Here is a 14,152-nt window from a genome sequence, read left to right on the forward strand (position 1 = left end):
AGGCCCGCACCCCCTGCCGAACAGGGAGCGCGGGCCTCTCGTCGTATACAGCGCTCAGTCCTTCGACGCCTTCTTCTCCTCGGCGTCGTCGATGACCGCCTGCGCCACCTGCTGCATCGACATCCGCCGGTCCATCGACGTCTTCTGGATCCACCGGAAGGCCGCCGGCTCCGTCAGCCCGTACTGGGTCTGCAGCACCGACTTCGCCCGGTCCACCAGCTTCCGCGTCTCCAGCCGCAGACTCAGGTCCGCGACCTCGCGCTCCAGTTCCTTCAGCTCCGTGAACCGCGACACCGCCATCTCGATCGCGGGCACCACGTCACTCTTGCTGAACGGCTTCACCAGATACGCCATCGCGCCCGCGTCCCGCGCCCGCTCCACCAGGTCGCGCTGCGAGAACGCGGTCAGCATCAGCACCGGGGCGATGCTCTCCTCCGCGATCTTCTCCGCCGCGGAGATGCCGTCCAGCTTCGGCATCTTCACATCGAGGATCACCAGGTCGGGCCGGTGCTCACGGGCCAGCTCGACGGCCTGCTCACCGTCACCGGCCTCGCCGACGACGGAGTACCCCTCCTCCTCCAGCATCTCTTTGAGATCGAGCCGGATCAGCGCCTCGTCCTCGGCGATCACGACACGGGTCGTCATCGGAGGCACGTGCGACTTGTCGTCGTCGGGCGCGTCTACGGGCTGGGGCGACTCGGGGGCGCTCACGTGGGCTCCTTGGTGCGGGGCAGGCCGGTACTGCTGACAAGAGCGTACCCAGCTGCGATAAGGTGGGGGCACGGCGGGTGACCGTCGACCTTCGTTTTGTAGGGCGCCCCGGTAGCCCAGCGGTAGAGGCAATGGTCTCAAACACCATCCAGCGTCGGTTCGAATCCGACCCGGGGTACTTTTCCTTGATATCCAAGGTCATCATTTGAGGATGGATGTCCACCTTTCCGGTGAACATCCGCTTTTCGCTGCCCGCGCTGCGTACGCGCCCGACGCCCGGTCACTTCGGGCTGTCGTCCTCGCCGATGTGGTGGACCCGGACGAGGTTCGTCGAGCCGGAGACGCCCGGAGGGGAGCCCGCCGTGATCACGACCGTGTCACCCCTCTTGCAGCGCGCGTACTTCAGGAGGAGCTCGTCCACCTGGTCGACCATCGCGTCCGTCGTGTTCACGTGCGGGCCCAGGAAGGTCTCCACGCCCCAGGTGAGGCTGAGCTGGGAGCGGGTGGCGGGGTCGGGGGTGAAGGCGAGGAGGGGAATGGGGCTGCGGTAGCGGGAGAGGCGGCGGGCGGTGTCGCCGGACTGGGTGAAGGCCACCAGGAACCGGGCGCCGAGGAAGTCGCCCATCTCCGCCGCCGCGCGGGCGACCGCGCCGCCCTGGGTACGGGGCTTGTTGCGTTCGGTGAGGGGCGGGAGGCCCTTGGCGAGGATGTCCTCCTCGGCGGCCTCCACGATGCGGGCCATGGTGCGCACCGTCTCGACGGCGTGCTTGCCGACGCTGGTCTCGCCGGAGAGCATGACGGCGTCGGTGCCGTCGATGACGGCGTTGGCGACGTCGGAGGCCTCCGCGCGGGTGGGACGGGCGTTGTCGATCATCGAGTCGAGCATCTGGGTGGCGACGATGACCGGTTTGGCGTTGCGCTTGGCGAGTTTGACGGCGCGCTTCTGGAAGATCGGCACCTGTTCGAGGGGCATTTCGACGCCGAGGTCGCCGCGGGCGACCATGACGCCGTCGAAGGCGGCGACGATGTCGTCGATGTTCTCGACGGCCTGGGGCTTCTCGACCTTGGCGATGACGGGGAGGCGGCGGCCCTCCTCGTCCATGATGCGGTGCACGTCCTTGATGTCTCGTCCACTGCGGACGAAGGAGAGGGCGATGACGTCGAAGCCGGTGCGCAGCGCCCAGCGCAGGTCGTCCTCGTCCTTCTTGGAGAGTGCGGGGACGGAGACGGCGACGCCGGGGAGGTTGAGGCCCTTGTGGTCGGAGACCATGCCGCCTTCGATGACGGTGGTGCGGACGCGGGGGCCCTCGACGGCGGTGACTTCGAGGGTGACCTTGCCGTCGTCGACGAGGATGCGTTCACCGGTGGTGACGTCGGTGGCGAGGCCGGCGTAGGTGGTGCCGCAGAGGGTGCGATCGCCCTCGGCGCCTTCTTCGACGGTGATGGTGAAGCTGTCCCCGCGTTCAAGGAGTACGGGGCCTTCGGTGAAGCGGCCGAGGCGGATTTTCGGGCCTTGAAGGTCGGCGAGGAGGCCGACGCTGCGGCCGGTTTCGTCGGCGGCCTTTCGTACCCGTCGGTAGCGCTCCTCGTGCTCGGCGTGTTCGCCGTGGCTGAGGTTGAATCGGGCGACGTCCATTCCGGCGTCGACCAGGGCTTTGATCTGGTCGTACGTGTCGGTGGCGGGGCCCAGTGTGCAGACGATTTTCGCTCGGCGCATGTTTCGAGCCTAGGGCTTACCGGTCGGTAGCGACCTGGTTGCGCGTGACGACTCAACGGCCGCTGGATGAAGGGTTGTTGACAAGTGTTGAATTGCGCACCGGGCCACTCCGACGAGCGTTCGAATGCCGAATCTACAGGCGGGGCGGCTGGAGCGTGAAGCGGGCGTTGACCTCGGCGTGGACGTGCTGGCGCCGGGGTTCGAGGTCGAGGGGCGGGGGCGGGGTGTCCTCGGTGGCCGCGGCGAACGCCATGGAGCGGGTCCGGGCGAAGGGCTCCGGATGCCCGGTTCCGGTGTCGCCGAGTTCGATGAGGGCGGCGAGGGTGGTGCCGAGCGCTTCGGCGTATTCGCGGGCGCGCCGGACGGCGTCGTGCACCGCCTGCTGCCGCGCCTCGCGATGGGCGGGGGAATCCGGGCGCAGGCTCCACCAGGGGCCGTCGACACGGGTGAGATCGAGGTCGGCCAGACGGGTGACGAGTGCGCCGAGGGCGGTGAAGTCGCCCAGGTCGGCGGTGAGGTGGACGGCGCCCTGGTGGGCGCGGACGCGTTCGCCGCGGCCGTGCGGGCTCAGTTCCGGGGTGACGGTGAGGGCGCCGGTCTCGAGGTGCTCGACGGCGTCGCCGTAGGACTTGAGCAGGTCGAGGGCGTCCGTGTTGCGGCGGGTGAGGTCGTCGAGGGTGGCGCGCCGGTCGCGGCCGCGCGCGGTGAGCGTGACGGCGATGCGGGCGAGGTCGGGGGCGGTTTCGAGATGGGCCTCGCCGCGGACGGTGAGATGAGGTGCGCCGGGGGTGCCGTACGGGTGAGGGGTGGCCATACGTCCCACTGTGTCACCGGTCGCGCGGCTGCGGGGCGGCTGCCGGACACCGGATCGCAACCTGTGGGGTCTGTTCCGCGCGGGCGTGTTCAGGCCAGAATCATCGGGCGAATCTACGCGCGTCGTTCGTCGTTGTCCGAGGAGAGCCTGACATGCCGTTGAACCGCCGGAAGTTTCTGAAGAGGTCCGCCGTGACGGGGGCGGGGGTGGCGCTGGCGGGTACGACGGCGGTTCCCGCGGCCGAGGCCGCCGAGTCCTCCGGGGCGGGGCGGGGAAGGAAGCCGGTGAAGCGGTACGCGTTGACGGTGATGGGCACGACCGATCTGCACGGTCACGTCTTCAACTGGGACTACTTCAAGGACGCCGAGTACGCGGACGCGGCCGGCAACGCGCAGGGGCTGGCGCGGGTGTCGACGCTGGTGGACCAGGTGCGTGAGGAGAAGGGTCGGCGCAACACGCTGCTGCTGGACGCGGGCGACACCATCCAGGGCACCCCGCTGACGTACTACTTCGCGAAGGTGGACCCGATCACCGCCGAGGGCGGTCCGGTGCATCCGATGGCGCAGGCGATGAACGCCATCGGGTACGACGCGGTGGCGCTCGGCAACCACGAGTTCAACTACGGCATCGAGACGCTGCGGAAGTTCGAGGAACAGTGCGACTTCCCGCTGCTGGGCGCGAACGCGCTGGACGCGAGGACGCTGAAGCCGGCCTTCCCGCCGTACTTCGTCAAGACGTTCCGGGTGAAGGGCGCTCCCCCGGTGAGGGTGGCGGTGCTGGGGCTGACGAACCCCGGTATCGCGATCTGGGACAAGGCTTATGTGCAGGGGAAGTTGACGTTCCCGGGTCTGGAGGAGCAGGCGGCGAAGTGGGTGCCGAAGCTGCGGTCGATGGGCGCGGACGTGGTGGTGGTGTCGGCGCACTCGGGGTCGTCGGGCACGTCGTCGTACGGTGACCAGTTGCCGTACGTGGAGAACGCGGCGGCGAACGTGGCGCGGCAGGTGCCGGGGATCGACGCGATCCTGGTCGGGCACGCACACCAGGAGATCGCGGAGCTGCGGGTCGTCAACGAGGAGACCGGCAGGGAGGTCGTGCTGTCGGAGCCGCTGTGCTACGCGGAGCGGCTGACGCTGTTCGACTTCGAGCTGGCCTTCGAGCGGGGCCGGTGGCGGGTGGAGTCGGTGAAGGCGTCGCTGCGGGACGCGGCGACGGTTCAGGACGACCCGAGGATCACCCGGCTGCTGCGCGACGAGCACGCGCAGGTGGTGGAGTACGTCAATCAGGTGGTGGGGTCGGCGACCGAGACGCTGACGACGGTGGAGGCGCGCTACAAGGACGCACCGATCATCGACCTGATCAGCAAGGTGCAGGAGGACGTGGTCAAGGCGGCTCTCGCGGGCACCGCGTACGCGTCGCTGCCGGTGCTGTCGCAGGCGTCACCGTTCTCGCGGACGTCTCAGATCCCGGCGGGCGAGGTGACGATCCGGGACCTGTCGAGCCTGTACGTGTACGACAACACGCTGGTGGCGAAGCTGATGACGGGCGCGCAGGTGCGGGCGTACCTGGAGTATTCGGCGGAGTACTTCGTGCGGACGGCGGCCGGTGCGCCGGTGGACGTGGACGGGCTGACGAACGCGGGCGGCCGTCCGGACTACAACTACGACTATGTGTCGGGGCTCCGGTACGACATCGACATCGCGCAGCCGGCCGGGTCGAGGATCGGGAACGTCACGTTCGACGGTGCCCCTCTGGACGACGCGCAGCAGTTCGTGTTCGCGGTGAACAACTACCGGGCGAACGGCGGTGGCGCGTTCCCTCACGTGGCGTCGGCGAAGGAGCTGTGGTCGGAGTCGACGGAGATCCGGACGCGGATCGCGGAGTGGGCGACGGCGAAGGGTGTGCTGGACCCGAAGGATTTCGCGTCGGTGGACTGGAGGCTGACGCGGGACGGCACGCCGGTGTTCTGATCGTCGTTCTTCCGTACGGGTGATTCTCAGGTCCCGTCCGCCAGTGGGGTGAGCCGTGTGGCTTGCCGGGCGGGCGGGACCTGTGGCGTCCGGGGGTGGAGACCGAAGGTGGTGAAGGCGGTGCGGGCGGGCAGGGGGTAGGCCCGGCGGCCGGTGAGGTGGTTGAGGATCGTGGCGCTGCGCCAGGCGGCGAGTCCGAGGTCGGGGGCACCGACGCCGTGGGTGTGGAGTTCGGCGTTCTGGACGTACACGCTCCCGGTGACCGAGGGGTCCAGGTCGAGGCGGAAGTGTGCGTCGACGCGGGGCCGGCCGGCGTGGTCGCGGCGCAGGTGGGGGTCGAGGGGTGCGAGGAGGCGGTCGAGGGGGCGCTCGCGGTGGCCGGTGGCGAGGACGACGGCGTCGGTGGTGAGGCGGGTGCGGGTGTGCTGCACGGTGTGTTCGAGGTGGAGTTCGATGCGGGCGGGGCCGAGCCGCCCGGCGGTGCGGACGTGGACGGCGGGAGTGAGGACGGTGTCGGGCCAGCCGCCGTGGAGGGTGCGCCGGTAGAGCTCGTCGTGGAGGGCGGCGATGGTGCCGGTGTCGATGCCCTTGTGGAGCTGCCACTGGGCGGGGACGAGCCGGTCGCGGACGGGTTCGGGCAGGGCGTGGAAGTAGCGGGTGTGGTCGGGGGTGAAGTGCTCCAGGCCGAGTTTGGAGTACTCCATGGGGGCGAAGGCCTCGGTGCGGCCGATCCAGTGGAGGCGTTCCCGGCCGACGGGCCGGTGGCGCAGCAGGTCGAGGAAGATCTCCGCGCCGGACTGTCCGGTGCCGACGACGGTGATGTGGCCCGCGGCGAGGAGGGTGTCGCGGTGGGTGAGGTAGTCGTCGGAGTGGACCACGGGGACGCCGGGAGCGTCGGCGAGGGGCCGCAGCGGCTCGGGCACCCAGGGCTCGGTGCCGACGCCGAGGACGAGGTGGCGTGTGTGGACGCGGCCCGCGGAGGCGGCCCGCCCGTCCGGGTCGAGCCGGGTGAGGTCGACCTCGAACAGGGCGTGCCCGGGGTTCCAGCGGACGGTGTCGACGTGGTGGCCGAAGTGGAGTGCGGGCAGGCGCTCGGCGACCCAGCGGCAGTAGGCGTCGTACTCGGTGCGGCGGATGTGGAAGTGCTCGGCGAAGTAGAACGGGTAGAGGCGTTCGCGGGCTCTGAGGTGGTTGAGGAAGGTCCAGGGGCTGGTGGGGTCGGCGAGGGTGACGAGGTCGGCGAGGAAGGGCACCTGGAGGGTGGCGTCGTCGAGGAGCAGACCGGGGTGCCAGGTGAAGTGGGGGCACCGGTCGTAGAAGGCGGTGCGGAGTCCGGGGAGGGGGTGGGCGAGGGCGGCGAGGGAGAGGTTGAAGGGGCCGATGCCGACGCCGACGAGATCGCGGGGCGGGGTGCTCATGGACTGTCCTCCGGGGCGCGGTGCGCGGGAGGGTCCAGCTTGGACGGGAGTGGGCTGCTGCGCCCGAAAAGCCCGGTGAACACCCCTCGAAGGGGGTAAGTCCTCCTTCGAGGGGTGTTCCAGGGTGCCGGGTTACACCTGCTGGACGCGCAGGGCGCGGGCCAGGTCGTCGAGTTGGTCGACGAGCTTGCGGCGCAGGGCGGGGATCGGGTCGGCCTTGCGCAGGCACTTCTCGCCGAGCTTCAGGGTCTCGGCGTCGACCGCGTGGGCGGGGAAGGCCCAGCGTCCGGCGGCCTCGGCGATGGCGGGGCCGCGGCGGGCGGCGACGGCCACGGCGTCCTTGAAGTAGCGGGACACGTAGGGCCGTACGAGATCGGCCTGTTCGGGCTGCCAGAAACCCCGGGCGGTGGCGGTGAACAGGTAGTTCGACAGGTCGTCGGAGCCGAACATGGCGTCCCAGGCGCGGGCCTTGGCCTCCTCGTCGGGCAGGGCGGCGCGGCAGCGGGCGGCGCCCTCCTGGCCGGTGGCGCTGGGGTCGCGTGCGAGTTCGGCGGCGATGGCGGCCTCGTCGGTGGCGCCGAGCACGGCGAGGCGGGCGAGGACCCGCCAGCGCAGTTCGGGGTCGAGTTCGGGACCGCCGGGGACGGTGCCGTCGGCGAGCCAGGCGGCGATGGTGTCGGGGTGGGCGGTGGTGTCGATGCGGTGCCGTACGGCGATCAGACGCAGGCCGGGGTGGTCGCCGTCCTCGGTGCGCCGGATGAGGTCGCGGCACAGCTCGGTGAGGGTGGCCAGCGCGGCCGGCCGCCGGTCGGGGGTGAGGTAGCGGTCGGCGATGTGGACGGAGGCGAAGGCGAGGACACCCTGGACGAGGGCGAGGTCGGTCTCCTCCGGCAGGTGGGCGGCGGCGGTCGCCAGGTAGTCGGCGGGGGCCAGTCCGCCGTCGCGGACCATGTCGCGCAGCGTGTTCCACACGACGGCGCGGGTGAGCGTGTCGGGGATGCCGGACAAGCCGCGCAGGACGGTCTCCAGGGAGGTGTCGTCGAGGCGGATCTTGGCGTAGGTGAGGTCCAGGTCGTTGGGGACGACGAGGGCGGGGCGGGTGCCGGTGCGCGGGCCGGGGGCCGTGTCCTGGGGCACGTCGGTCTCGTAGCGCTCCCGCAGCAGGAGGCTGCGGCCGTCGTGGAGGTCACGGTCGTACACGCCGACGGTGACCCGGTGGGGGCGTTCGCCGGTCCGGTCGAGGGCGAGGGTCCACTGGCCGGGGCTGGAGTCGACGGACCCGGTGAGGGTGTCGACGCCGGTGGTGCGCAGCCAGGCGTCGGCCCAGGCGTGGACGTCGCGTTCGGTGGCGGCGGCGAGGGAGTCGAGGAAGTCGGCGAGGCCGGCGTTGCCGAACCGGTGCCGCTGGAAGTGGATGTTGATGCCGGCGAGGAAGTCCTTCTCGCCGAGCCAGGCGACGAGCTGGCGCAGGGCGGAGGCGCCCTTGGCGTAGGAGATGCCGTCGAAGTTGAGCAGGGCGGAGGCGGTGTCCTCGACGTTCTCGGGGGCCACGGGGTGGGTGGAGGGCCGCTGGTCGGCGTCGTAACCCCAGGGCTTGCGAGTGACGCCGAAGTCGGTCCACGTGTCCGTGAAGCGGGTGGCCTCGGTGAGGGTCTGGTAGCCCATGTACTCGGCGAACGACTCGTTCAGCCAGATGTCGTCCCACCACCTGAGGGTGACGAGGTCGCCGAACCACATGTGGGCCATCTCGTGGGCGACGACCATGGCGCGGGTCTGGCGTTCGGTGTCGGTGACGGCGGAGCGGTAGACGAACTCGTCGCGGAAGGTGACCAGTCCGGGGTTCTCCATGGCGCCCGCGTTGAACTCGGGGACGAAGGCCTGGTCGTAGGAGTCGAAGGGGTAGGGCTCCTCGAACTTCTCGTGGTAGCGGTCGAAGCAGGCGCGGGTGATGTCGAGGAGTTCCTCGGCGTCCGTGTCGAGGTAGGGGGCCAGCGAGCGGCGGCAGTGGATGCCGAAGGGCAGTCCGCGGTGTTCGGTGCGCACGGAGTGCCAGGGGCCTGCGGCGACGGCGACGAGGTAGGTGGAGATCAGCGGGGTGGGTGCGGCCCGCCACACGCCCTTGCCGGTGTGCTCGGTGATGCCGTTGGCGAGGACGGTCCAGTGCTGCGGGACGTTGACGGTGAGCTCGAAGACGGCCTTGAGGTCGGGCTGGTCGAAGGCGGCGAAGACGCGCTGCACGTCGTCGAGGAACAGCTGGGTGTAGACGTAGGTCTCGCCGTCGGTGGGATCGGTGAAGCGGTGCATGCCCTCGCCGGTGCGGGAGTAGCGCATGCTCGCGTCGACGCGCAGTTCGTGCTCGCCGGCGGTGAGGTTCTTCAGCGGCAGCCGGTTGCCGTCGAGGGCACCGGCGTCCAGGGGCTGTCCGTCGAGGGTGACGGAGCGCAGCTCGGCGGGCTTGAGCTCGACGAAGGTGTCCGCGTCCGTACGGGCGCTGAACCTGATCAGGGTACGGGAGTCGAACGTCTCGTCCCCGGTGGTCAGATCGAGTTCGATCGTGTAGCGGTGGACGTCGAGGAGCTGTGCTCGGTTCTGCGCTTCGTCGCGCGTCAGTACGGACATGCAGGCCATGCTGCCTGATGCGGTCGCCGAACCACAGGGGCGGATCGGGTACGCGCCCTATGTCCGGTCTCGTTCGAGCTCCCCGGTGTGCGCCCCGGCGGGCCCTCCGGGCGGCACATGCGCGTGCGGGTGGGGCAGGGCGGGATGTGCGGGGGTGCCGGTGCGTTCCTCGAGCCGGGCGCGCAGGGCGCGGATCTCGCGTTCCAGGGCGAGGTGGCGCTGGTGCGCGTCGTAGAGGTGACGGATCTTGGTGCGCAGCGCCCACGGGTCGACCGGTTCGGTGACGAGGTCGGCTACGCCGAGGGCGTACGCGGCGGCGCCGAGCTGCGGGTCGCGGGCGAAGCCGGTGAGCAGGACGACGGGGATGAGCTGGGTCTGTTCCAGGCGCCGCATGTAGCGCACGACGTCGAGCCCGCCGGTGCCGGGCATGTGGACGTCGAGGAGCAGCAGGCCGACGTTTCCGCGCAGCAGCTGTTTGAGGGCCTCGTCGCCACTGGTGGCCCGGCCCAGCAGGTGGCCCAGCGGGGCCAGGGCGCTCTCCAGGGCGTACAGGGTGTCCTCGTGGTCGTGGACGATGAGGATCCGGGCGTTCTGCGGCATGCGGCACGTCCCTCCTCGCAAGGGACCGGATGGGTGTCCGGGAGCTGACGGATGGTGCTCGTCAGCCGACAAGGAGCGCACAGCGCAGCATGCCCCGCGCGGGCGGCTCTGTCACTCCCCGGGGGAGGACGTCGTGGCGTGGTTCGCTGAGGGCGTGGCGCCGTCCAGGGTGCCCTCGGCGATGCGCTCGTGGTGGCGGATCACCTCCGCGATGATGAAGTTCAGGAACTTCTCCGCGAAGGCCGGGTCGAGTTTGGCGTTCTCGGCGAGGGCGCGCAGCCGGGCGATCTGGCGGGCCTCCCGGCCCGGGTCGGCGGGCGGCAGCTGGTGCGCGGCCTTGAGACGGCCGACCTGCTGGGTGCACTTGAAGCGTTCGGCGAGCATGTGGACGACGGCCGCGTCGATGTTGTCGATGCTGTCGCGCAGCCGGGCGAGCTCCTCGCGGACGGCGCGGTCGGCGTCACCGGTGGTGGTGTTGCTGGTGGTCATGGTGGGCCACATTACGGGGCGGGCGTGGGCCGGGGCGGGCCCGTACAGTGGAAGCGGGTTCAGGGCGTCCGGGGGTGAGACGTGGCGAACGGCGGACCGGTCGAGCACGGTTACCCGCATCTGGAGACGGTGCGGGCGGCCGTCACCGCGCTGTACCGGCGTCTGTCGTACGACACGGTCCGCACGTTCTCGGCGAGTGTGGCACCGGCCGATGTGGCGTTCTGCGACACGGACGATCTCCATCTGAGGGCGCAGCGGGTGGCCGGCGAACTGGTGCGGCACTACCGGCTGCCGGACGCGCGGCTGATCGTCGGGTTCCGTGAGATGACGCATGCGGCGAACGTGGAACTGGCGGCCGGACCGGAGTACTTCATCGAGCTGAACGACCGGTTCCGCACGCATCGGCGGGACATCGGGGCGGCACTGGCGCACGAGGTGGCGCATGTGTATCTGCACCGGCTGGACCTGTCGTTCCCGGGGACGCGGGAGAACGAGATCCTGACGGACACGACGGCGACGTACCTGGGGGCGGGGTGGCTGCTGCTGGACGCGTTCCGGGAGGACGGGGCGTCGTCACAGAAGCTGGGGTACCTCACGCCGGAGGAGTTCGGGTACGTGCTGGCGAAGCGGTCGCTGGTGTTCGGGGAGGATCCGTCGGTGTGGTTCACCAGCGCGCAGGCGTATACGGCGTACACGAAGGGGGTGGCGTTGGCACGCCGGGACACGGAGCAGCCTCCGCTCACCGCTGCGGGGTGGGTCGGCCGGCGAAGGTACGCGCGGGATCGCCGCCATGCGGAGGATCATCGCGTGGCCGCGGGACCACTGGACGTCCCGTACAGCTTCACTCCGGCCGAGCACGGTTCCCTGCGGGTGGCGTTTCCCTGCCCTACGTGTCATCAGCGGATCCGGGTGCCGGTTCGCGGGCGCGTGCGGGCGCGGTGCGGCTTGTGCCGCACCGTGTTGGAGTGTGATACCTAGCGTTGTCGGGTGCGGGTGCGTTGTGGTTGATCGCGCCCACGCGGCGGAGCCGCATATCGATACAGCCCCGCGCCCCCATGGGGGCGCCACTCCTCGCCCACGATTCCCTGTGAGCGTGCTGCCACCAGCCACTTGGGGAATTCGCCCACCATGCGGTCGTACAGGTCCGCGTCCGTGACCTTGCTCGGGTTCTCACCCGCGTGGAAGAAGCCGGCGTTGTCCACGATCCGTTTGGCCGGGACCGCCAGGTCGTCCAGTCTGCGCAGGTAGTCGAACTGTTTGCTGGTCGGGTCGCCGAAGCCGATGAACTGCCAGAACAAGGGGAGGCGGGCGGCCTTGCAGAGGTATCTCTCCGCGGCGAGTTTGTTGATGGGGCCGCCGTCGGTCTGGAAGATCACCAGGGCGGGGGCCGTGGAGCCGCTGTCCAGGTAGTGGTCGATGACCGCGTCCATCGCCAGGTGGTAGCTGGTCCTGCCCATGTGGCCGAGGCCGGACACGATCCGTTCGATCCGGCCCCGGTGGTCCGCGAGGGCGATGTCGGTGACGGCGTCGACGTCGGTGGAGAAGAAGACGACCGGCACGGTGCCGTCGTCGTCGAGGTGCGCCGACAGGCCGAGCACCCGGTCGGCGAGCGCCTGCACGCTGCCGTCGTTGTAGTACGGCTTCATCGAGCCGGAGTAGTCGACCACCAGGTAGACCGCGGCGCGCAGCCCGTCCAGACCGTGCTTGACGAGGGACACCCCGGCGGTCTTGTAGAGGCTGATCAGCGCGGGCGCCGTCTCCTCGATCCTGCTGAGACCGATCGCGGCCATACGACTCCCCCTCGTTCATGGAACTGGCCCCGAGAGTACGGCACGTCACCCCGGCATTCGCTCGAGTCACCGGTGTTCGATATTTTGTTCGCCGCCGTCCCCACCGGCTCACTTCCGTCCCGACCCTCCCGAGGAGCCGGCCCGTGGATTCCGAGTCCACCGTCACCACCTGCTACCGCCACCCCAAGGTGGAGTGTCATGTCCGCTGCACCCGTTGCGAGCGGTACATCTGCCCGGACTGCATGCGCGAGGCGGCCGTGGGCCACCAGTGCCCCGAGTGCGTGAAGGAGGGCGCGCGGTCGATGCGGCAGGCCCGCACCCTGGTGGGCGGGCGGGTCTCGACGGTGCCCGTCGTGACGTACGTACTGATCGCCCTCAATGTGCTGGTGTACCTGGCGGAGCTGGCGAAGCCCGAGGTCGTGGACCGGTTCGCGATGGTGGGCGCGGGGCTGCTCGGGCCGGACGGCGAGCACTACCTGTGGGTCGACCCCCACCCCGGGGGCTTCAGCCCGGAGGGCCTGGTGGACGGGGAGTGGTACCGGCTGCTGACCGGTGCGTTCCTGCACCTGCCGCCCACGGAGGGCACGTTCGGGGTCTTCCACATCGTGATGAACATGCTGGCGCTGTGGAATCTGGGCCGGCTGGTCGAGCCGATGCTGGGCCGGGTGCACTACCTCGCCCTGTATCTGCTGTCGGCGCTGGGCGGTTCGGTGCTGGTGCTGTTGATCGCGCCCGAGGACGCCGTGGTCGGCGCGTCCGGCGCGATCTTCGGGGTGGGGGCCGCGTACTACGTGATGGCCCGGCGCGTCGGGGCCGACATGAGCCAGGTCAACCGGTTCATGGCGGGGCTGCTGCTGTGGCTGGTGGTCTCCGCGCTCGTCACGTCCTGGGAGGGGCACCTCGGCGGGCTGCTGGCGGGCGGTGCGGTGGCGCTGGCCTTCGCGTACGCCCCCAGGGACGGGCGGCGGACGGTGGTGCAGGTGGGCGCGTGCGTGGCGCTGGTGGTGGTGCTGGCGGCGGCGGCGGTGGTCAAGGTGTCCGAACTGACAGGTGGAGGTGTCCCCCGATGAAACGTGCCGGTGTGCTGTTCCTCGCGGCCGTTCCCGTGATCGCCACGGGGGTGTACTTCGTCATGCCGGCGGATTCGGCGGACGCCCCGGCGGCCGCGCCTCCCGCGGCCACCGCCCAGTCGGCCCGTGAGGACGCCAAGGACCGGGCCGAGGAGGAGCGGGAGGAGGACGACTCGGTCATCGCCGGCCTGCCGCCGGGGCTGGCGGCCCCCGCGAAGAAGGAGCTGGCCCAGCAGCTGGTGGCGAGCGCCGAGCACTCGACCACCGACTGGCGCACCACTTACGGGGCCATCGAGGACGAGGGCGACGGCTGCGGCTACACGGCGGGCATCGTCGGCTTCTGCACCGGCACCCACGATCTGCTCATGCTGGTCGAGAGCTACACCGAGGACCATCCGGACAACGGGCTGGCGTCCTATCTGCCCGCCCTGCGCGAGGCCGACGGCTCGGACTCCCACGAGGGCCTGGACCCCGGCTTCCCGGCCGCCTGGAAGGCGGAGGCGCAGGTGCCCGCCTTCCGCGAGGCGCAGGAGGCGGAGCGCGACCGCATCTACTTCGAGCCGGCGGTCCGGCTCGCCAAGCTGGACGGTCTCGGCACGCTGGGCCAGTTCGTCTACTTCGACGCGATGGTCTTCCACGGCCCCGACACCGACGCGGACGGCTTCTACGCCCTGCGCGAGCGCACGCTGAAGCAGGCGAAGACGCCCGCCGCGGGCGGTACCGAGAAGACGTACCTGAACGCCTTCCTCGACATCCGCCGCGAGGCCATGCTCACCCGGTACCCGGAGCACGACGCCTCCCGCGTCGACACGGCCCAGCGCCGGTTCCTGAAGGCCGGGAACCTGGGCCTGGACACCCCGCTGGTGTGGGAGATGTACGGGGACCACTACAGGCTTCCCTGAGCATGCGGAGGCGCCTGCCCAGTCGTCCGGTCGGGGACTGGCGGGCAGGCGCCTC

At 70.5% G+C, this 14,152-nt stretch carries 12 protein-coding genes and 1 tRNA gene; 5 read left to right on the plus strand and 8 right to left on the minus strand.

The genetic code is table 11. The features are described from left to right. Positions 1-54: 54 nt before the first annotated feature. A complete protein-coding gene (locus ACH4VX_RS08280) occupies positions 55-711 on the minus strand; it encodes an ANTAR domain-containing response regulator (RefSeq protein ID WP_384715822.1) in 657 nt (218 codons plus the stop codon). A 105-nt stretch (positions 712-816) separates the two neighbouring features. Here ACH4VX_RS08280 and ACH4VX_RS08285 point away from each other — a divergent pair. After that, positions 817-889 (plus strand) — tRNA-Leu (locus tag ACH4VX_RS08285). A gap of 102 nt (positions 890-991) precedes the next feature. Here ACH4VX_RS08285 and pyk read toward each other — a convergent pair. Together pyk and ACH4VX_RS08295 are read right to left on the minus strand one after the other, a co-directional pair. Then, positions 992-2,428 carry a pyruvate kinase gene (gene pyk, locus ACH4VX_RS08290; protein ID WP_398366555.1) on the minus strand — a complete coding sequence of 479 codons (1,437 nt, stop codon included), beginning with the start codon at positions 2,426-2,428 and terminating at the stop codon, positions 992-994. Between the two features lie 133 nt (positions 2,429-2,561). After that, the gene (locus ACH4VX_RS08295) at positions 2,562-3,242 is read right to left on the minus strand and encodes an SIMPL domain-containing protein (protein WP_398366556.1); all 681 of its coding nucleotides are present in this window, start codon (positions 3,240-3,242) and stop codon (positions 2,562-2,564) included. 152 nt (positions 3,243-3,394) lie between these two features. Between ACH4VX_RS08295 and ACH4VX_RS08300 the strand changes: the two genes are divergently transcribed. Beyond that, positions 3,395-5,209, plus strand: coding sequence for a 5'-nucleotidase C-terminal domain-containing protein (locus ACH4VX_RS08300; RefSeq protein ID WP_398366557.1), 1,815 nt, complete (start codon positions 3,395-3,397; stop codon positions 5,207-5,209). 26 nt (positions 5,210-5,235) lie between these two features. On the opposite strand, the gene ACH4VX_RS08305 is transcribed toward ACH4VX_RS08300, so the two are convergent. From ACH4VX_RS08305 to ACH4VX_RS08320, 4 genes are all read right to left on the minus strand, one after another. Then, on the minus strand, positions 5,236-6,627 hold the full coding sequence (locus ACH4VX_RS08305; protein ID WP_398366558.1) for a lysine N(6)-hydroxylase/L-ornithine N(5)-oxygenase family protein: 1,392 nt from the start codon (positions 6,625-6,627) through the stop codon (positions 5,236-5,238). A gap of 132 nt (positions 6,628-6,759) precedes the next feature. Then, positions 6,760-9,255, minus strand: coding sequence for an aminopeptidase N (pepN, locus tag ACH4VX_RS08310; RefSeq protein WP_398366559.1), 2,496 nt, complete (start codon positions 9,253-9,255; stop codon positions 6,760-6,762). Between the two features lie 48 nt (positions 9,256-9,303). Further along, positions 9,304-9,846 carry a two-component system response regulator gene (locus ACH4VX_RS08315; protein ID WP_398366560.1) on the minus strand — a complete coding sequence of 181 codons (543 nt, stop codon included), beginning with the start codon at positions 9,844-9,846 and terminating at the stop codon, positions 9,304-9,306. Between the two features lie 111 nt (positions 9,847-9,957). Next, the gene (locus ACH4VX_RS08320) at positions 9,958-10,335 is read right to left on the minus strand and encodes a chorismate mutase (RefSeq protein WP_398366561.1); all 378 of its coding nucleotides are present in this window, start codon (positions 10,333-10,335) and stop codon (positions 9,958-9,960) included. An 81-nt stretch (positions 10,336-10,416) separates the two neighbouring features. On the opposite strand from ACH4VX_RS08320, the gene ACH4VX_RS08325 reads away from it, so the two are divergent. Then, positions 10,417-11,313, plus strand: coding sequence for a hypothetical protein (locus ACH4VX_RS08325; protein ID WP_398366562.1), 897 nt, complete (start codon positions 10,417-10,419; stop codon positions 11,311-11,313). Here the strand turns inward: ACH4VX_RS08325 and ACH4VX_RS08330 are convergent. Next, positions 11,310-12,125, minus strand: a complete 816-nt coding sequence (locus tag ACH4VX_RS08330; RefSeq protein ID WP_398366563.1) for a vWA domain-containing protein — start codon at positions 12,123-12,125, stop codon at positions 11,310-11,312. The genes ACH4VX_RS08325 and ACH4VX_RS08330 overlap by 4 nt on opposite strands. 143 nt (positions 12,126-12,268) lie before the next feature. Between ACH4VX_RS08330 and ACH4VX_RS08335 the strand changes: the two genes are divergently transcribed. Continuing rightward, positions 12,269-13,195: a rhomboid family intramembrane serine protease gene (locus ACH4VX_RS08335; protein WP_398366564.1), complete on the plus strand. Its 927-nt coding sequence runs from the start codon at positions 12,269-12,271 to the stop codon at positions 13,193-13,195. Beyond that, positions 13,192-14,097: a chitosanase gene (locus ACH4VX_RS08340; protein ID WP_398366565.1), complete on the plus strand. Its 906-nt coding sequence runs from the start codon at positions 13,192-13,194 to the stop codon at positions 14,095-14,097. The genes ACH4VX_RS08335 and ACH4VX_RS08340 overlap by 4 nt, the downstream gene beginning before the upstream one ends. Positions 14,098-14,152 lie beyond the last annotated feature (55 nt).

The organism is Streptomyces sp. NPDC020731 (assembly GCF_044334705.1).
GTDB lineage: Bacteria > Actinomycetota > Actinomycetes > Streptomycetales > Streptomycetaceae > Streptomyces.